Annotated in this window: 14 protein-coding genes; 10 read left to right on the top strand and 4 right to left on the bottom strand. The window is 61.8% G+C overall.

All coding sequences use genetic code 11. The features are described from left to right. Positions 1-14 precede the first annotated feature (14 nt). The 3 genes from V6Z91_RS02285 (at position 15) to V6Z91_RS02275 (ending at position 3,927) form a co-directional block, all read left to right on the top strand. Positions 15-1,313 (top strand): RsmB/NOP family class I SAM-dependent RNA methyltransferase, encoded by a 1,299-nt coding sequence (locus V6Z91_RS02285; protein WP_338766172.1) that lies wholly within the window; start codon positions 15-17, stop codon positions 1,311-1,313. Continuing rightward, positions 1,313-2,629, top strand: a complete 1,317-nt coding sequence (locus V6Z91_RS02280; RefSeq protein WP_338766169.1) for a mechanosensitive ion channel domain-containing protein — start codon at positions 1,313-1,315, stop codon at positions 2,627-2,629. The genes V6Z91_RS02285 and V6Z91_RS02280 overlap by 1 nt, the downstream gene beginning before the upstream one ends. 101 nt (positions 2,630-2,730) lie before the next feature. Continuing rightward, the gene (locus V6Z91_RS02275; protein WP_338766166.1) at positions 2,731-3,927 is read left to right on the top strand and encodes a fatty acid desaturase; all 1,197 of its coding nucleotides are present in this window, start codon (positions 2,731-2,733) and stop codon (positions 3,925-3,927) included. Between the two features lie 382 nt (positions 3,928-4,309). Here V6Z91_RS02275 and rpmG read toward each other — a convergent pair whose 3' ends face one another. From rpmG to V6Z91_RS02255, 4 genes are all read right to left on the bottom strand, one after another. Further along, positions 4,310-4,477 (bottom strand): 50S ribosomal protein L33, encoded by a 168-nt coding sequence (gene rpmG, locus V6Z91_RS02270; protein WP_050411857.1) that lies wholly within the window; start codon positions 4,475-4,477, stop codon positions 4,310-4,312. A gap of 12 nt (positions 4,478-4,489) precedes the next feature. Beyond that, positions 4,490-4,726, bottom strand: a complete 237-nt coding sequence (gene rpmB, locus V6Z91_RS02265; RefSeq protein WP_008451488.1) for a 50S ribosomal protein L28 — start codon at positions 4,724-4,726, stop codon at positions 4,490-4,492. Positions 4,727-4,934: 208 nt separating this feature from the next. Beyond that, positions 4,935-5,609, bottom strand: coding sequence for a DNA repair protein RadC (gene radC / locus V6Z91_RS02260; protein WP_338766082.1), 675 nt, complete (start codon positions 5,607-5,609; stop codon positions 4,935-4,937). Positions 5,610-5,719: 110 nt separating this feature from the next. Continuing rightward, the gene (locus V6Z91_RS02255) at positions 5,720-6,733 is read right to left on the bottom strand and encodes an IS110 family transposase (RefSeq protein ID WP_338766080.1); all 1,014 of its coding nucleotides are present in this window, start codon (positions 6,731-6,733) and stop codon (positions 5,720-5,722) included. 365 nt (positions 6,734-7,098) lie between these two features. On the opposite strand from V6Z91_RS02255, the gene V6Z91_RS02250 reads away from it, so the two are divergent. The 7 genes from V6Z91_RS02250 to V6Z91_RS02220 all read left to right on the top strand — a co-directional run bounded on the left by V6Z91_RS02250 (position 7,099) and on the right by V6Z91_RS02220 (position 13,977). Next, a complete protein-coding gene (locus V6Z91_RS02250) occupies positions 7,099-7,542 on the top strand; it encodes an FKBP-type peptidyl-prolyl cis-trans isomerase (protein WP_338766078.1) in 444 nt (147 codons plus the stop codon). A gap of 2 nt (positions 7,543-7,544) precedes the next feature. Beyond that, positions 7,545-8,477 (top strand): 4-hydroxy-3-methylbut-2-enyl diphosphate reductase, encoded by a 933-nt coding sequence (gene ispH / locus V6Z91_RS02245; RefSeq protein ID WP_338766075.1) that lies wholly within the window; start codon positions 7,545-7,547, stop codon positions 8,475-8,477. Between the two features lie 319 nt (positions 8,478-8,796). After that, a complete protein-coding gene (locus V6Z91_RS02240) occupies positions 8,797-9,726 on the top strand; it encodes a branched-chain amino acid ABC transporter permease (RefSeq protein WP_338766072.1) in 930 nt (309 codons plus the stop codon). Positions 9,727-9,737: 11 nt separating this feature from the next. Next, the gene (locus tag V6Z91_RS02235) at positions 9,738-10,955 is read left to right on the top strand and encodes an ABC transporter ATP-binding protein (RefSeq protein ID WP_338766069.1); all 1,218 of its coding nucleotides are present in this window, start codon (positions 9,738-9,740) and stop codon (positions 10,953-10,955) included. Positions 10,956-10,964: 9 nt separating this feature from the next. Continuing rightward, positions 10,965-11,735 carry an ABC transporter ATP-binding protein gene (locus V6Z91_RS02230; protein ID WP_338766066.1) on the top strand — a complete coding sequence of 257 codons (771 nt, stop codon included), beginning with the start codon at positions 10,965-10,967 and terminating at the stop codon, positions 11,733-11,735. Next, positions 11,735-12,502 (top strand): ABC transporter ATP-binding protein, encoded by a 768-nt coding sequence (locus V6Z91_RS02225; RefSeq protein WP_338766063.1) that lies wholly within the window; start codon positions 11,735-11,737, stop codon positions 12,500-12,502. Before V6Z91_RS02230 ends, V6Z91_RS02225 begins: the two co-directional genes overlap by 1 nt. Before the next feature lie 105 nt (positions 12,503-12,607). Beyond that, a protein-coding gene (locus V6Z91_RS02220; protein WP_338766060.1) for an IS3 family transposase occupies positions 12,608-13,977 on the top strand; the annotation gives its coding sequence in 2 pieces (ribosomal slippage) (positions 12,608-13,091 and positions 13,091-13,977; 1,371 coding nt in all). Positions 13,978-14,062: the final 85 nt, after the last annotated feature.

The raw sequence follows: 14,062 nt of genomic DNA, 5'->3' as shown, positions 1-14,062 counted from the left end.
TCACCAGGATTCCCATGAGATTGCCACCAGCAGTGCTCGCCAGCGCCGAAGAGGTGCTGCGCGAGATCTTGCGCTTTACCGCGCCGGCGGACACGACCCTGTCCCGCTACTTCAAGGACCACCCCCGCCTCGGCGGCCGCGAGCGCGGCGCCATCGCCGAGTGCGTGTACGCGGTGCTCCGTAACAAGAATTTCTTTACCGAGTTTTCCGAGCCGAACGGTGGCGCCACGATGCGCCGCCTGATGCTGCTGGGCATGGCAGACGCCGTCGGCATCGACGCGCTGCCGGGGCTGACGGCCGAGGAAACCGAATGGCTGAAGCGGATGAAGGACATCGACCGCTCGCTGCTGCACAAGTCGCTGCGCACCAATATGCCGCTGTGGCTGTGGGAAAAGCTCGTGGCGCAATACGGCGAAGCCGAGGCGCTGCAACTGGCCGATGCGCTCAATACGCCGGCGCCGCTGGACCTGCGTGTCAACGCGCTGAAGGCGGACCGCGACAAGGTCATCGCCGAACTGGCCCAGGCGCCGATCGCCGCCAACCCCACGCCGTATGCCCCGCTGGGCCTGCGCGTGCTGAAGAAGCCGGCATTGCAGAACCTGCCGCTGTTCAAGGAAGGCGCGATCGAAGTGCAGGACGAAGGCAGCCAGGTGCTGGCCCAGATCCTGGGCGCGCGCCGCGGCGAGATGGTGGTGGACTTTTGCGCCGGCGCCGGCGGCAAGACGCTGGCACTGGGCGCGCAGATGCGCAACACGGGGCGCCTGTATGCGTTCGACGTGTCGGAAAAGCGCCTGGCCAAGCTGAAGCCGCGGCTGGCCCGCTCCGGCCTGTCGAACGTGCACCCGGTGGCGATCGCCCATGAACGGGATGCGAAGATCAAGCGCCTGGCCGGCAAGATCGACCGCGTGCTGGTCGACGCGCCATGCTCGGGCATGGGCACGCTGCGCCGCAATCCGGACGTGAAATGGCGCCAGCCTGTCGAGGCGATCGCCGAGATGCACGCCAAGCAGGTAGCGATCCTCGATGGCGCCGCGCGCCTGGTGAAGGGCGGCGGCCGCCTCGTGTATGCGACGTGCAGCCTGCTGAACGAGGAAAACGACGCCGTGGCGCAGGAATTCGTCGCCACCCACCCCGACTTCCAGCTGGTGCCGATGCACCAGGTGCTGGCCGAGCAAAAGATCGACCTGGAAATGGGCGACTACCTGAAGCTGCTGCCACACAAGCACCAGACGGATGGCTTCTTCGCTGCCGTGTTCGAGCGCAAGCCGATGCCGAAGGCGGCGCCGGCGGAAGACACGGAAGACGAGGCCTGATGAAGCAGATTCCGCTGTCGGCGCTGTGGAACGACCTGCTGGGCGACCTGCGCGATCCGGGACTGATGTGGCAGCTGGGCGCGCTCGCGCTGTCCGTCGGGCTGGGCTGGACGCTGTCGCGCTTCGTGCTCGCGCGGCTGGCGCAGCGCGCCGAGCGCACCGGCGTGGCGCGCTTCGGCGTGGAAAGTTTTGCCCGCGTGGTCGGGCCGCTGGCGATCGTCTGCCTGCTGTGGCTGTCGCAGATCGTGTTGCAGCGCTGGTACCACGTGAACCTGCTGAAGGTGGCGCTGCCCATCTGGGGCTCGCTGGCGGTGATCCGCTTCACGTTCTACCTGCTGCGGCGGGTGTTTGCCCGCCACGGCCAGATCGGCGCGGCGATGCTCACGTTCGAAAAGATCTTCCAGCTGCTGGTATGGGTGGCGTTCGCGCTGTACATCACCGGTTATTGGGACGATATCTATCGCTACCTGGATCACCGGGAGCTGCACCTTGGCAAGAGCAGGGTGACGATCGCGGAAATCCTGCAGGGACTCGTCTCGGTGGTGGTCACGCTCGTGCTTGCCATGTGGGCCGGCGCGGCGCTGGAAGAGCGCCTGATGGGCGTCGATACGCTGCACGGCAATGTGCGCGTGGTGCTGGCGCGGATCGGGCGGGCGCTGCTGATCGTGTTTGCCGTGCTGTTCAGCCTGAACCTGGTGGGCATCGACCTCACCGTGCTGTCCGTGTTCGGCGGCGCGCTCGGCGTCGGCCTCGGTCTCGGCTTGCAGAAGATCGCCAGCAACTATGTTTCCGGTTTCATCATCCTGCTCGACCGCAGCCTGCAGATCGGCGACATGATCACCGTCGACAAGTTCAGTGGCCGGGTGGCGCGCATCAACACGCGCTACACCGTGCTGCAGGGGCTGGACGGCGTGGAGTCCATCGTGCCGAACGAAATGTTCGTCTCGAGCCCGGTGCAGAACACCACCTTGTCGAACAAGGAAGTGTGGATCGGTACCAAGGTGTCGGTGGCTTATGACACGGACCTTGATTTCGCGCTGAAGTTGCTGGAAGAAGCGGCGGCATCGGTGCCGCGGGTATTGAAATCCCGCCCGCCGGGCGCCACCTTGTTGAACTTCGGGGCGGACGGCCTGGAATTGCAGGTGGGTTTCTGGATCAACGACCCGGAAAACGGCCGCGGCGGTGTCACGTCCGATGTCAATCGCGCAATCTGGAAAGCATTGAAAGACCATCGGATATCGGTGCCGTTCCCGCAGCGCGAGATGCGGATCATCGGCCAGTTGCCGGTCCCGGAAATACCACATGACGTTCGGTAATCGGTGCGCATGTCATGGACGAATCCGCGTACAATGGATGGTAACGTCTGCTGGCGTTGCGCAAGATTTCCGCGCGCTTGGAAATCATTTAAGAGAATGGATTGAGCTTGAACGCTGTTTTGGACTTCCTGACGCATGGCATCACTGGTCTGTCTAACTGGCAAACCGTCATCTATACGCTGATCGTCACCCACATCACGATCGCGGCCGTCACGATCTACCTGCACCGTCACCAGGCGCACCGCGCGCTGGATCTGCACGCGATTCCGAGTCACTTCTTCCGCTTCTGGCTGTGGCTGACTACCGGCCAGGTAACGAAGCAGTGGGCGGCCGTGCACCGCAAGCACCACGCGAAATGCGATACCGAGGAAGATCCGCACAGCCCGGTCACCAAGGGCATCAAGAAAGTGTTCTGGGAAGGCGCAGAGCTGTACCGCGCGGAAACCAAGAACCAGGAAACGCTGGACAAGTACGGTCACGGCACGCCGGACGACTGGATCGAGCGCAACCTGTACACGAAGTACAGCTGGCAGGGCGTGGCGCTGCTGCTGATCCTGAACATCATGCTGTTCGGTGCGAAGGGCCTGACGGTGTGGGCCGTGCAGATGCTGTGGATTCCCGTCACTGCCGCCGGCATCATCAACGGCATCGGCCACTACTGGGGCTACCGCAACTTCGACTGCTCGGATGCAGCCACTAACATCATTCCGTGGGGCATCATCATCGGCGGTGAAGAGCTGCACAACAACCACCATACGTATGCGACGTCGGCCAAGCTGTCGTCCAAGTGGTACGAGTTCGACATCGGCTGGGGCTATATCCGCATGATGGAAATGGTGGGCCTGGCGAAAGTGAAGAAACTGCCGCCGAAGCCGAAGTTCGCGCCCGGCAAGCTGAATGCGGACATCGAAACGCTGCAAGCCGTGATCGCCAACCGCTACGACGTGATGGCCAAGTACGCCAAGTCGGTCAAGCATGCGTGGGACGAGGAAGTGGAGCACCTGAAGCACAAGGCGCAGCTGGAGTCCGGCTTCCTGAAGTCGGCCCGCAAGCTGATGCAGCGCGAACCGGCCAAGCTGGAAGCGGCGCAGAAGGAACACCTGGTCGAGCTGTTCCAGCACAGCAAGGCCCTCGAGACGATGCACAATATGCGCGTCGAACTCGGCGTGATCTGGGAACGCTCGCACTTCAGCCGCGAAGAGCTGGTGCACAAGCTGCAGGACTGGTGCCAGCGCGCCGAAGCCTCCGGCATCAAGGCGCTGCAAGATTTCTCGCTGCGGCTGCGCAGCTACGCGTAACCCCCCGCGTCACCTCACCAAAACGGCCCTTCGGGACCGTTTTGGTTTCTCTTTTGGAACATTTCCCAGCACCGGGGTCGGACCCCGATCCTCGGGCAACATTCCGCGCTGGAAAGCTGTTGTAAAAATTCGGGGACTGTCCCTGTTGTACCTACGCGACATCCGACCGTGCCACGGCAGGCAATGTCGGGGCCTCGCGCCGCCGCGTCGTGCGCACCATGCCGGCAGGACTGTTTCCAGAAATTGGGGTCTGATGCCCGGTTTCGGGAAATTATTCGGTCAGGGAACGTCGTGGAAATTGGGCAGCCATGCTGCCGCTCCATCCTGTCCAGGCAACAAAAAAGCCGCTCGAGAGCGGCTTTCTTGATGGAGCGAGGATCAATTACTTGATCTTCGTTTCCTTGTACGTCACGTGCTTGCGTGCCTTGGGATCGAACTTCATGATCTCCATTTTGCCAGGCATCGTGCGCTTGTTCTTGGTCGTGGTGTAGAAGTGACCCGTACCAGCGGTCGATTCCAGCTTGATTTTGTCGCGGCCAGTTTTTGCCATGATAGCTCCCTATTAGACTTTTTCGCCACGAGCGCGCATGTCGGCCAGGACGGCGTCGATGCCGACCTTGTCGATCACGCGCAGACCGGCGTTGGACAGACGCAGGGAGACCCAGCGGTTTTCCGATTCAACAAAGATGCGGCGATTCTGCAGGTTCGGCAGGAAACGACGCTTCGTTTTGTTGTTTGCGTGGGAAACGTTGTTGCCGACCATCGGCTTCTTCCCAGTGACTTGGCATACACGTGCCATGTTGCACTCCTAAGATAACTTCCAAAATTGGAAAAACAGGAGTGTATCCAAAAACCTCAGGTTTATCAATCACTTGTGAAAAACAATTGTGTCTCAAGCACGCGATAAAATTTAACATTTGCAACGAGCGCCCACCCGTGACATGAAGCATGCCGCCGAAGTCCTTGATATCTAACGGTAAACGCCCGGCGGGGCAGGGAGGTGATTGTCAAATCTGGCCGTTTTCCGCGAAAGAATGAACCCGATGCCCTGCCACAACAAAATGGTCCAGGATGCGAATGTCGACGAGGGCCAGCGCCTGCACGAGCGAGCGGGTGAGCAGTACGTCGGCCTCGCTGGGATCGGGCAGGCCGGATGGATGGTTATGGGCCAGCATCACGCTGGCGGCATTGCGCGCCAGCGCCTCGCGCACCACTTCGCGTGGATAGACGCTCGTGTGCGTGAGCGTTCCGCGGAACAGTTCGCGGGCGGCGATCAGGCGGTTGCGCACGTCCAGGAACAGCACGTGGAAGGATTCATAGGGCCGCCCGGCCATCGCGAGGCGCAGGTAATCCTTGGCGGCCTGTGGCGAGCACATCGATTCGCCGGACAGCATCTCGTCGCCGATCGCCCGCCGCGCCAGCTCGATCACGGCGTTCAGTTGCGCATATTTCGCCGGGCCCAGGCCCGGCACCTCCGTAAAATCCTTCAGGCTGGCGCGCAGCAGCGCATGCAGGGAGCCGAAGTGCCGCACCATGTCGTGCGCGAGGTCGACGGCGTTCTTGCCGCGCACCCCCACGCGCAGGAACACGGCCAGCAATTCGGCATCCGACAATGCCTGCGCGCCTTCGCGGATCAGCCGTTCGCGCGGGCGCCGGTGAACGGGCCAGTCAGAGATGCTCATGCCGCCTCCATGGCTGTGGTCGGATCGCCATTATGAAAGCCGCCACTGCCGGCCATGCTGATATGAAATAAAGCCCGCGTGCCAATTACGCCCGGGCTCGTGTCATGGGGTCAGATACCGTGTTCACCCGCAAGCCTTTTGCCCATGTGATTCGGGTCAAATGGCTTTCCTGAGCGGACGACGCCGTACATCTGGTGCACGAGCTTGCGCATGACGGCAGCGATGACAGCCATCTTAGCCATGCCTGTTGACTGCAGCCGGTTTGCAAATTCCCTTAACAGCGGGTTCTTTCTGATCGCTGTAAGTGCTGGCATGTATAGGGCTGCCCGCAGGTCGCGACAGCCCATTCTGGTAATGGTAGTCCTACCCCTCACCGAGCTGCCTGATTGCCTCTGGCGTGGCGTCACCCCAATGTAGGCCGCCAGTTCCTTGGCGCTGCCGAAGCGCCGCAGGTTCCCCACACGACCAAGTACCTTGGCCGCGGTCCCGCGGCCAAGGCCTGGGATCGACTCAATCAGCTCAGCATCGTGCCGGAGATCCGGATGCCGATCGATGTGATCATCGATATCGTTCTCCAGCTGCTTGATTTGTTTGTCCAGCCAATCCAAGTGCGTCTTGGCGTGAGCTGCCACCTCGGTCTGGTTTGCAAACTCAAGTGCTTCGATACGATTGGCCTGTTGCTGTCGAATGTCTTTCAACGATGCCAGATGCTCGTTCCAAGCCCTCAATTGCCGCTGCTCGTGCGAAGGGGCCTGCCAAAGCGCTGGGCTCATCGCTGCGCAGTATCGCGCAATGAGAGTTGCATCAGCTTTGTCGTTTTTGTTTCGGATGATTAGACTCTGGCCAAATCCTTTGATGCTGGCAGGATTGACGACGCTGACCTTCATGCCCATGTCGCTCAATGCCAGGGCAACAGGCTCGCTGTACACGCCTGTCGATTCCATGCAAATATGGACCGCATCGAGCGTAACATCCTGATTCTTCAACCACTTTATCAGCTCTGCGTAACCGTCCCTGTTGTTCGGAAGCACTTTGCTCTTGAGCTTCCCATTCTTTAGCAACGCTATATCCAGTTTGCTTTTGCTGACATCAATTCCTACTACTGGCGTGCCTACGAAATTCATTTGTTGACCACCCTCGTATGCAGGCTCGAAGCCTAAGATACCGTCCGGACTTAACAATGAAAAACAGGCAGAGGCGCCAATCTGACCCACAGGCTCTTGGCCTTAGACACCATCGACATCACTCTGCCTGGCCGTTTCCTTCAGCGGTAATTTTGCCAAAGATCCGACGGGATCATCATACGAGGCACCTTGACACGAGCTCGAGCGCGGTATCGTCGCATCAAGGCGAGGCATCCTGGAACGGCTCGAACGTGGTATCGGCAGCATCGCGACAGGAGCCCGGCCATGCCCGCAGCCGTACAGCGCGGCCCAAGCTGGCTTACAATACCGGTTTGCCTGTTCCTGGCCTCATCTTCGCTCCCATCATGTCGAACGTCGTCACTCCATCCGCGTATCTCACCCTGCACTACCGCCTGGCCCAGCTGGACGGCACCGATATCGTCTCCACCTTCGGCGGCAACCCGGCCACGCTGATGCTCGGTTCCGGCCAGTTGGCGCCGGTACTGGAAGAGCTGCTACTCGGCCTGCCGGAAGGCACGCACAAGACCTTCGACCTGGAACCGGGCGTGGCTTTCGGCCCGCGCAACCCGGACTTGATCCGCCCCGTCTCGCGCACCACGCTGGACGAGAACTCGGTGCCCGGCGCGGAATACCGTGTGGGCGACCTGGTCGACTTCGCCGCCCCGGGCGGCGGCCGTTTTTCCGGCATCCTGCGCGAACTGCGCGAAGATGCCGCCATCTTCGACTTCAACCACCCGCTGGCCGGCCAGCCGGTGCGCTTTGAAGTGAACCTGATCTCCGTCCTGTGACCATGCAAACCGATAAAGAAATCCTCCTGGCCCAGCCGCGCGGCTTTTGCGCGGGCGTGGACCGCGCCATCGAGATCGTCGAGCGCGCGCTGCAACAATTCGGCGCGCCGATCTACGTGCGCCACGAGATCGTGCACAACGCGTATGTCGTCGAAGACCTTCGTGCAAAGGGCGCGATCTTCATCGAGGAGCTGGACGATGTCCCGGCCGGCAACACCCTGGTGTTTTCGGCGCACGGCGTGTCGAAGGCCGTGCGGGCCGAGGCGGAAGCGCGCGGCCTGTCCATCTTCGACGCTACCTGCCCGCTGGTGACGAAAGTGCACGTGGAAGTGGCCAAGATGCGCAAGGGCGGCTGCGAGATCATCATGATCGGCCACGATGGCCACCCGGAAGTGGAAGGCACGATGGGCCAGGCCGAGGAAGGCATGCACCTGGTGGAAACCGTGGAGGACGTGGCGAAGCTGCAAGTGAACAATCCCGAGCATCTGGCCTATGTCTCGCAAACCACGCTGTCGGTGGACGACACCGCCGAGATCATCGAGGCACTGAAGGCGCGCTTCCCGGCCATCCAGGAACCGAAGAAGGGCGACATCTGCTACGCCACCACGAACCGCCAGGAGGCGGTGAAGTTCATGGCGCCGCAGGTCGAGGTGGTGATCGTGGTCGGCAGCCCGAACAGCTCGAACTCGAACCGGCTGCGCGAAGTGGCCCACAAGATGGGCACGCCCGCCTACATGGTCGACCGCGCGGACCAGATCGATCCCGCCTGGCTGCAAGGGTACCAGCGCATCGGCGTCACGGCCGGCGCCTCGGCCCCGGAAGTGCTGGTGCAGGCCGTCATCGACCGCCTGAAGGAGCTTGGCGCGAAGAGCGTGCGCCCTTTGGCTGGCGTGGAAGAAAACGTCACCTTCCCGCTCCCGAAAGGCCTGGCCTGAACGGCATATGTTATAAACTGAATATTGTTCAGCGTCGCCGCCATTTTTCCGCGCTAAGTTTTCGGCGGGAATCGTTATGATGGCGAGCACATCAGTAAAACGGCCGATCGGACTTCTTTTTGACCGGCTTCCGGGACGCGCGCGAACGTAGTACGATGCGCCCCGTTGTGCGCGCTGGACATGCACACGATGGCATTGGCATTTGCATTGGCATAATGCGGCGGCACCGCGGGGCTATCCTCCGGGTGCCGTTTTTGTTACGGGGCGGGGGGCGCCATGCGCCTTGCCGCCGTGATGGTCGGGCAAACCAAAGGAAGCGATGGATACCTTCATCCAACAAATTATCAACGGGCTCGTGCTCGGCAGCATGTACGCGCTGGTCGCGCTCGGGTACACGATGGTGTACGGCGTGCTGAACCTCATTAACTTCGCCCATGGCGACGTGCTGATGGTCGGCGCCATGATCGGCCTCACGATCCTCAACCTGCTGGGTGTCCACTTCCCCGAAATGAACGGCTGGCTGCAACTGGGCATCGCCATCCTCGGCGCCATCCCCGGCTGCATCATCGTCAACGTGCTCATCGAACGCATCGCCTACCGCCGCCTGCGCAATGCGCCGCGGCTGGCCCCGCTGATCACGGCGATCGGCATGTCGATCCTGCTGCAGACGTTCGCCATGATGATCTGGGGCCGCAACCCGCTGCCGTTCCCGCAACTGCTGCCCTCGGACCCGATCGCGATCGGCGGCGCCGTGATCAGCGTGACGCAGATCCTGCTGCTGGCCCTGGCCGCGCTGTCGATGTGCGCGCTGGTGGTGCTGGTCGAGAAAACCAAGATGGGCCGGGCCATGCGCGCCGTGGCCGAGAACCCGCGCGTGGCCGGCCTGATGGGCGTGGATTCGAACCGCGTGATCGTCTACACGTTCGCGATCGGCGCCGCGCTGGCGGCCGTGGCCGGCGTGATGTGGGGCGCCAACTATGCGTCGATCCAGTTCGCCATGGGCACGATCCCCGGCCTGAAGGCGTTCTGCGCCGCCGTGCTGGGCGGCATCGGCAACATCTATGGCGCCATGATCGGCGGCATCGTGCTGGGCATTATCGAGAGCCTGGGCGCCGGCTATATCGGCGACCTGACCGGCGGCTTCCTCGGCAGCCACTACCAGGACATCTTCGCGTTCATCGTGCTGATCCTCGTGCTGACGGTGCGCCCGTCCGGCATCATGGGTGAACGCGTGGCCGACCGCGCTTAAGGAGACCGACGATGGCACTGCTCGATTTCGATACCGCGCGCAACCCGAAGAAGGCATACGCCAGCATGGCCTTGCTGCTGGCGGTGATGCTGGTCTTCCCCTTCGTCGCCCAGCACTACGGCAACTCGTGGGTGCGCATCGCCGACCTGGCGCTGCTGTACATCATGCTGGCCCTGGGCCTGAATGTGGTGGTCGGCTTTGCCGGCCTGCTGGACCTGGGCTATATCGCGTTCTACGCGGTGGGCGCCTACCTCACGGGCCTGCTCGCATCGCCCCAGTTCGCCACGCTGCTGGAATCGATCATCATGCTGCACCCGGCGTTCGGCGAAACGCTCGTGGCGATCCTCGGCGAGGAGATCCGCACCAACGGCATCCACCTCTCCGTGTGGTTCATCGTGCCGATCGCGGCGGCGCTGGCGGGCCTGTTCGGCGCGATCCTCGGTGCGCCCACGCTCAAGCTGCGCGGCGACTACCTGGCCATCGTCACGCTGGGCTTCGGCGAGATCATCCGGATCTTCATGAACAACCTGAACGATCCGATCAACTTCACGAACGGCCCGCAGGGCATCAACCTGATCGACCCGATCAGGGTGTTCGGCGTGGACCTGGCCGGCGAGCAAGGCTCGGGTGCGATGGTCGCGATCGGCCCCTGGCAGATCCCGTCCGTGAACGCCTACTACTTCCTGTTCCTGGTGCTCACCATCGCCACGATCTTCATGACCTCGCGCCTGCAGCAGTCGCGCCTGGGCCGTGCCTGGGTCGCCATCCGCGAAGACGAGATCGCCGCCAAGGCAATGGGCATCAATACCCGCAACGTGAAGCTGCTGGCGTTTTCGATGGGTGCCTCGTTCGGCGGCGTGGCCGGCGCCATGTTCGCGTCGTTCCAGGGCTTCGTCTCGCCGGAATCGTTCTCGCTGACCGAATCGATCGCCGTGCTGGCGATGGTGGTATTGGGTGGCATCGGTCACATTCCTGGCGTGGTGCTGGGCGGCCTGCTGCTGGCGGCGCTGCCGGAAGTGCTGCGCCACGTCGTGGAGCCGGTGCAGATGCAGTTGTTCGGCAAGGTGCTGATCGAGGCCGAAGTGCTGCGCCAGCTGCTGTACGGCCTGGCGCTGGTGCTGATCATGCTGGTGCGGCCAGCGGGACTCTGGCCTTCGCCCAAGCACGAGGATCGCCCGGACGGCGACTCGGACACGAAGAAGCAGGCAACCGGCGTCGTGGCAGCGTAAGGAAGACACATGAACGAAGAAGTCATTCTGAATATCCAGGGCGTCAACAAGCGTTTCGGCGGGCTGCAGGCGCTCACCGACGTGCGCATCAACATCAAGCGCGGCCAGATCTATGGCCTGATCGGCCCGAACGGTGCCGGCAAGACCACGTTCTTCAACGTGATCACGGGTCTGTACCAGCCCGACACCGGCACGTTCGAGCTGGCCGGCAAGCCGTATTCGCCGTCCGCGCCGCATGCGGTGGCCAAGGCGGGCATTGCCCGCACCTTCCAGAACATCCGCCTGTTCGGCGAGATGACGGCGCTGGAAAACGTGATGGTGGGGCGCTACGTGCGCACGCACCAGGGCGTGTTCGGCGCGGTCTTCCGCCACAAGGCGGCGCGCGAGGAGGAAAAGGCGATCCGCGTGCGCGCCCAGGAATTGCTGGACTTCGTCGGCATTGGCCAGTTCGCCAGCCGCACGTCGAAGTACCTGTCGTACGGCGACCAGCGCCGCCTGGAGATCGCTCGCGCGTTGGCGACCGACCCGCAGCTGCTGGCGCTGGACGAGCCGGCCGCCGGCATGAACGCCACCGAGAAGCTGGCGCTGCGCGAACTGCTCGTGAAGATCAAGGCCGAAGGCAAGACGGTGCTCCTGATCGAGCACGACGTGAAACTGATGATGGGCCTGTGCGACCGCATCAGCGTGCTCGAATACGGCAAGCTGATCGCCGAGGGCCTGCCGCATGAAATCCAAAGCAACCAGGCTGTCATCGACGCCTATCTGGGAGGGTCGCATTGATGGTGGCAACTGATATGGCGGCGGCCGGCAAGGCGGCCGTCGATCCCGCGAAGAACGTCTTGAAGATCGCCGGCCTGCACGTCGCCTATGGCGGCATCAAGGCCGTCAAGGGCATCGACCTGGAAGTGAACGAGGGCGAACTCGTGACGCTGATCGGCGCCAACGGCGCCGGCAAGACCACGACCCTGAAGGCAATCACCGGCACGCTGCCCGCCTGCAAGGTCGAGGGCACGATCACCTACCTGAACGCGCCGATGAAGGGCATGCAGAGCTTCCATCTCGTCGAGAAGAAGCTGGCGATGGTGCCGGAAGGGCGGGGCGTCTTCACGCGGATGACGATCCTGGAAAACCTGATGATGGGCGCCTATACGCGCAACGACAAGGCGGGCATCGATGCCGACATCGCCCGCTGGTTCGACATCTTCCCGCGGCTGAAGGAGCGCGCCAACCAGCTGGCCGGCACGCTGTCCGGCGGCGAGCAGCAGATGCTGGCCATGGCGCGCGCGCTGATGTGCCACCCGCACCTGCTGCTGCTGGACGAACCGTCGATGGGCCTGTCGCCGATCATGGTCGACAAGATCTTCGAAGTGATCCGCGACGTGTCGAGGCAGGGCATCACGATTCTCCTCGTGGAGCAGAACGCCAAGCTGGCCCTGCAAGCCGCGCACCGCGGCTACGTGATGGACTCCGGCGCGATCACGATGACCGGCAACGCCGACGACATGCTGCACGACCCCCGCGTCAAAGCCGCCTACCTGGGCGAATAGTTGCGAAAAACCGGTGACAGGCACCAGGTTTTCTGAAATGTTTCAGAACACCGGTGACAGTGAACTGACCCCCAAAAGTTGGACACCAACTTTTGGGGGTTTTTCATGGCGAAGTACAGTGTGCAGTTCAAGCAGCAGGTGGTCGACCGGTATCGAGCCGGGCCGCTAGGCTGCGTTCGTTTGGGCAGAGAGTTGGGCGTGGACCCTAGTCTGGTCCATCTGTGGGTCAGGCTATACGAGACCCATGGCAAGGCAGGCTTGGAGAAGAAGCACTACAGCCACACCGCCGAGGGCAAGCTGGCGATATTGCGGCACATGTGGAAACATGAGCTGTCGTACTTCGAGACGGCGGTGGCCTTCAATGTGCGTCATCCCTCCAGCATCGGCCAGTGGGAGCGCTGTTATCATGGCGGTGGTATAGAGGCGCTACGTCCTCGACCGCGCCAGAGACCGAAGAAAATGCCCACATCCAAGCCCCCCGCACCGCTGACGCCTGTCAGCGAAGAAACCAAGACCCTTGAAGAGCTTCTCGAGGAAGTGAACTACTTGCGGATGGAGAATGCCTACTTAAAAAAGCTGGGGGCCTTGGTTCAGGAGCAGCGGACGCAGCGTGCGACAGTGCGCAAAAAGCGAAAGTAGTCACTGAACTGAGGCAGCAATTCCCCTTGGCTGGCCTGCTGAAAGTGGCAGGCCTGGCACGTAGCACCTACTACTATCAGCAGCAAGTGGCAGAGCAAGGCGATAGGGATGAGGCCTTGAAAACGCGTGTCCAGGACGTCTTTGACGCCCATTCCGGGCGCTACGGCTATCGCCGTGTGACCGCCGAGATCCGAAAGGCTGGGCAGAAGGTCAACCACAAATGCGTACAGCGCTTGATGAGCGATCTCGGCTTGAAATCCTTGGTACGACCGAAGAAGTTTCGCACTTACAAGGGCGAAGTGGGCGAAGTAGCAGATAACCGCTTGGAGCGTAATTTCGAAGCTGCAGCCATGCACGAGAAGTGGGTAACCGATGTCACTGAATTCAAGGTCGGTGGGGAAAAACTGTACCTCTCGCCGGTCATGGACCTGTGCAACGGCGAGATCATCGCCTTCGAGATGAACACCCGACCAGTGCTGAGCTTGGTTACCAATATGCTGAGAAAAGCACTGCGAAAGCTCGGCAAGGACGACAAGCCAGTGCTGCATTCAGACCAGGGATGGCACTATCAAAAGTCAGCTTACCGACAGGCGCTGAAGGGGAGCAATGTCGTGCAGAGCATGTCGCGTAAGGGCAATTGCCTCGACAACGCTGCGATGGAGAGCTTCTTTGCCGTACTCAAGACCGAGTACTTCTATCTGCAGAAATTTGCCAGTATCAAAGAGCTGAAGAAGGGCCTGGCGAAGTACATCCATTACTACAATCACAAGCGCATCAAGCTCAGGTTGAACGGGCTGAGTCCTGTGCAGTACAGAACTCAGCTCCAAGCAGCCTAGCTACAGACCGTCCAACTTTTTGGGGTCACTTCACAGGCACCGGGTTTTTTGAAACATTTCCCGAATACCGGTGCCTGTCACCGGT

It is taken from the genome of Massilia sp. METH4, from assembly GCF_037094685.1.
Lineage (GTDB): Bacteria > Pseudomonadota > Gammaproteobacteria > Burkholderiales > Burkholderiaceae_D > Rugamonas.
The sequence above is the reverse complement of the archived record's forward strand: the minus strand, read 5'-3'. Positions and strand labels throughout refer to the sequence as shown.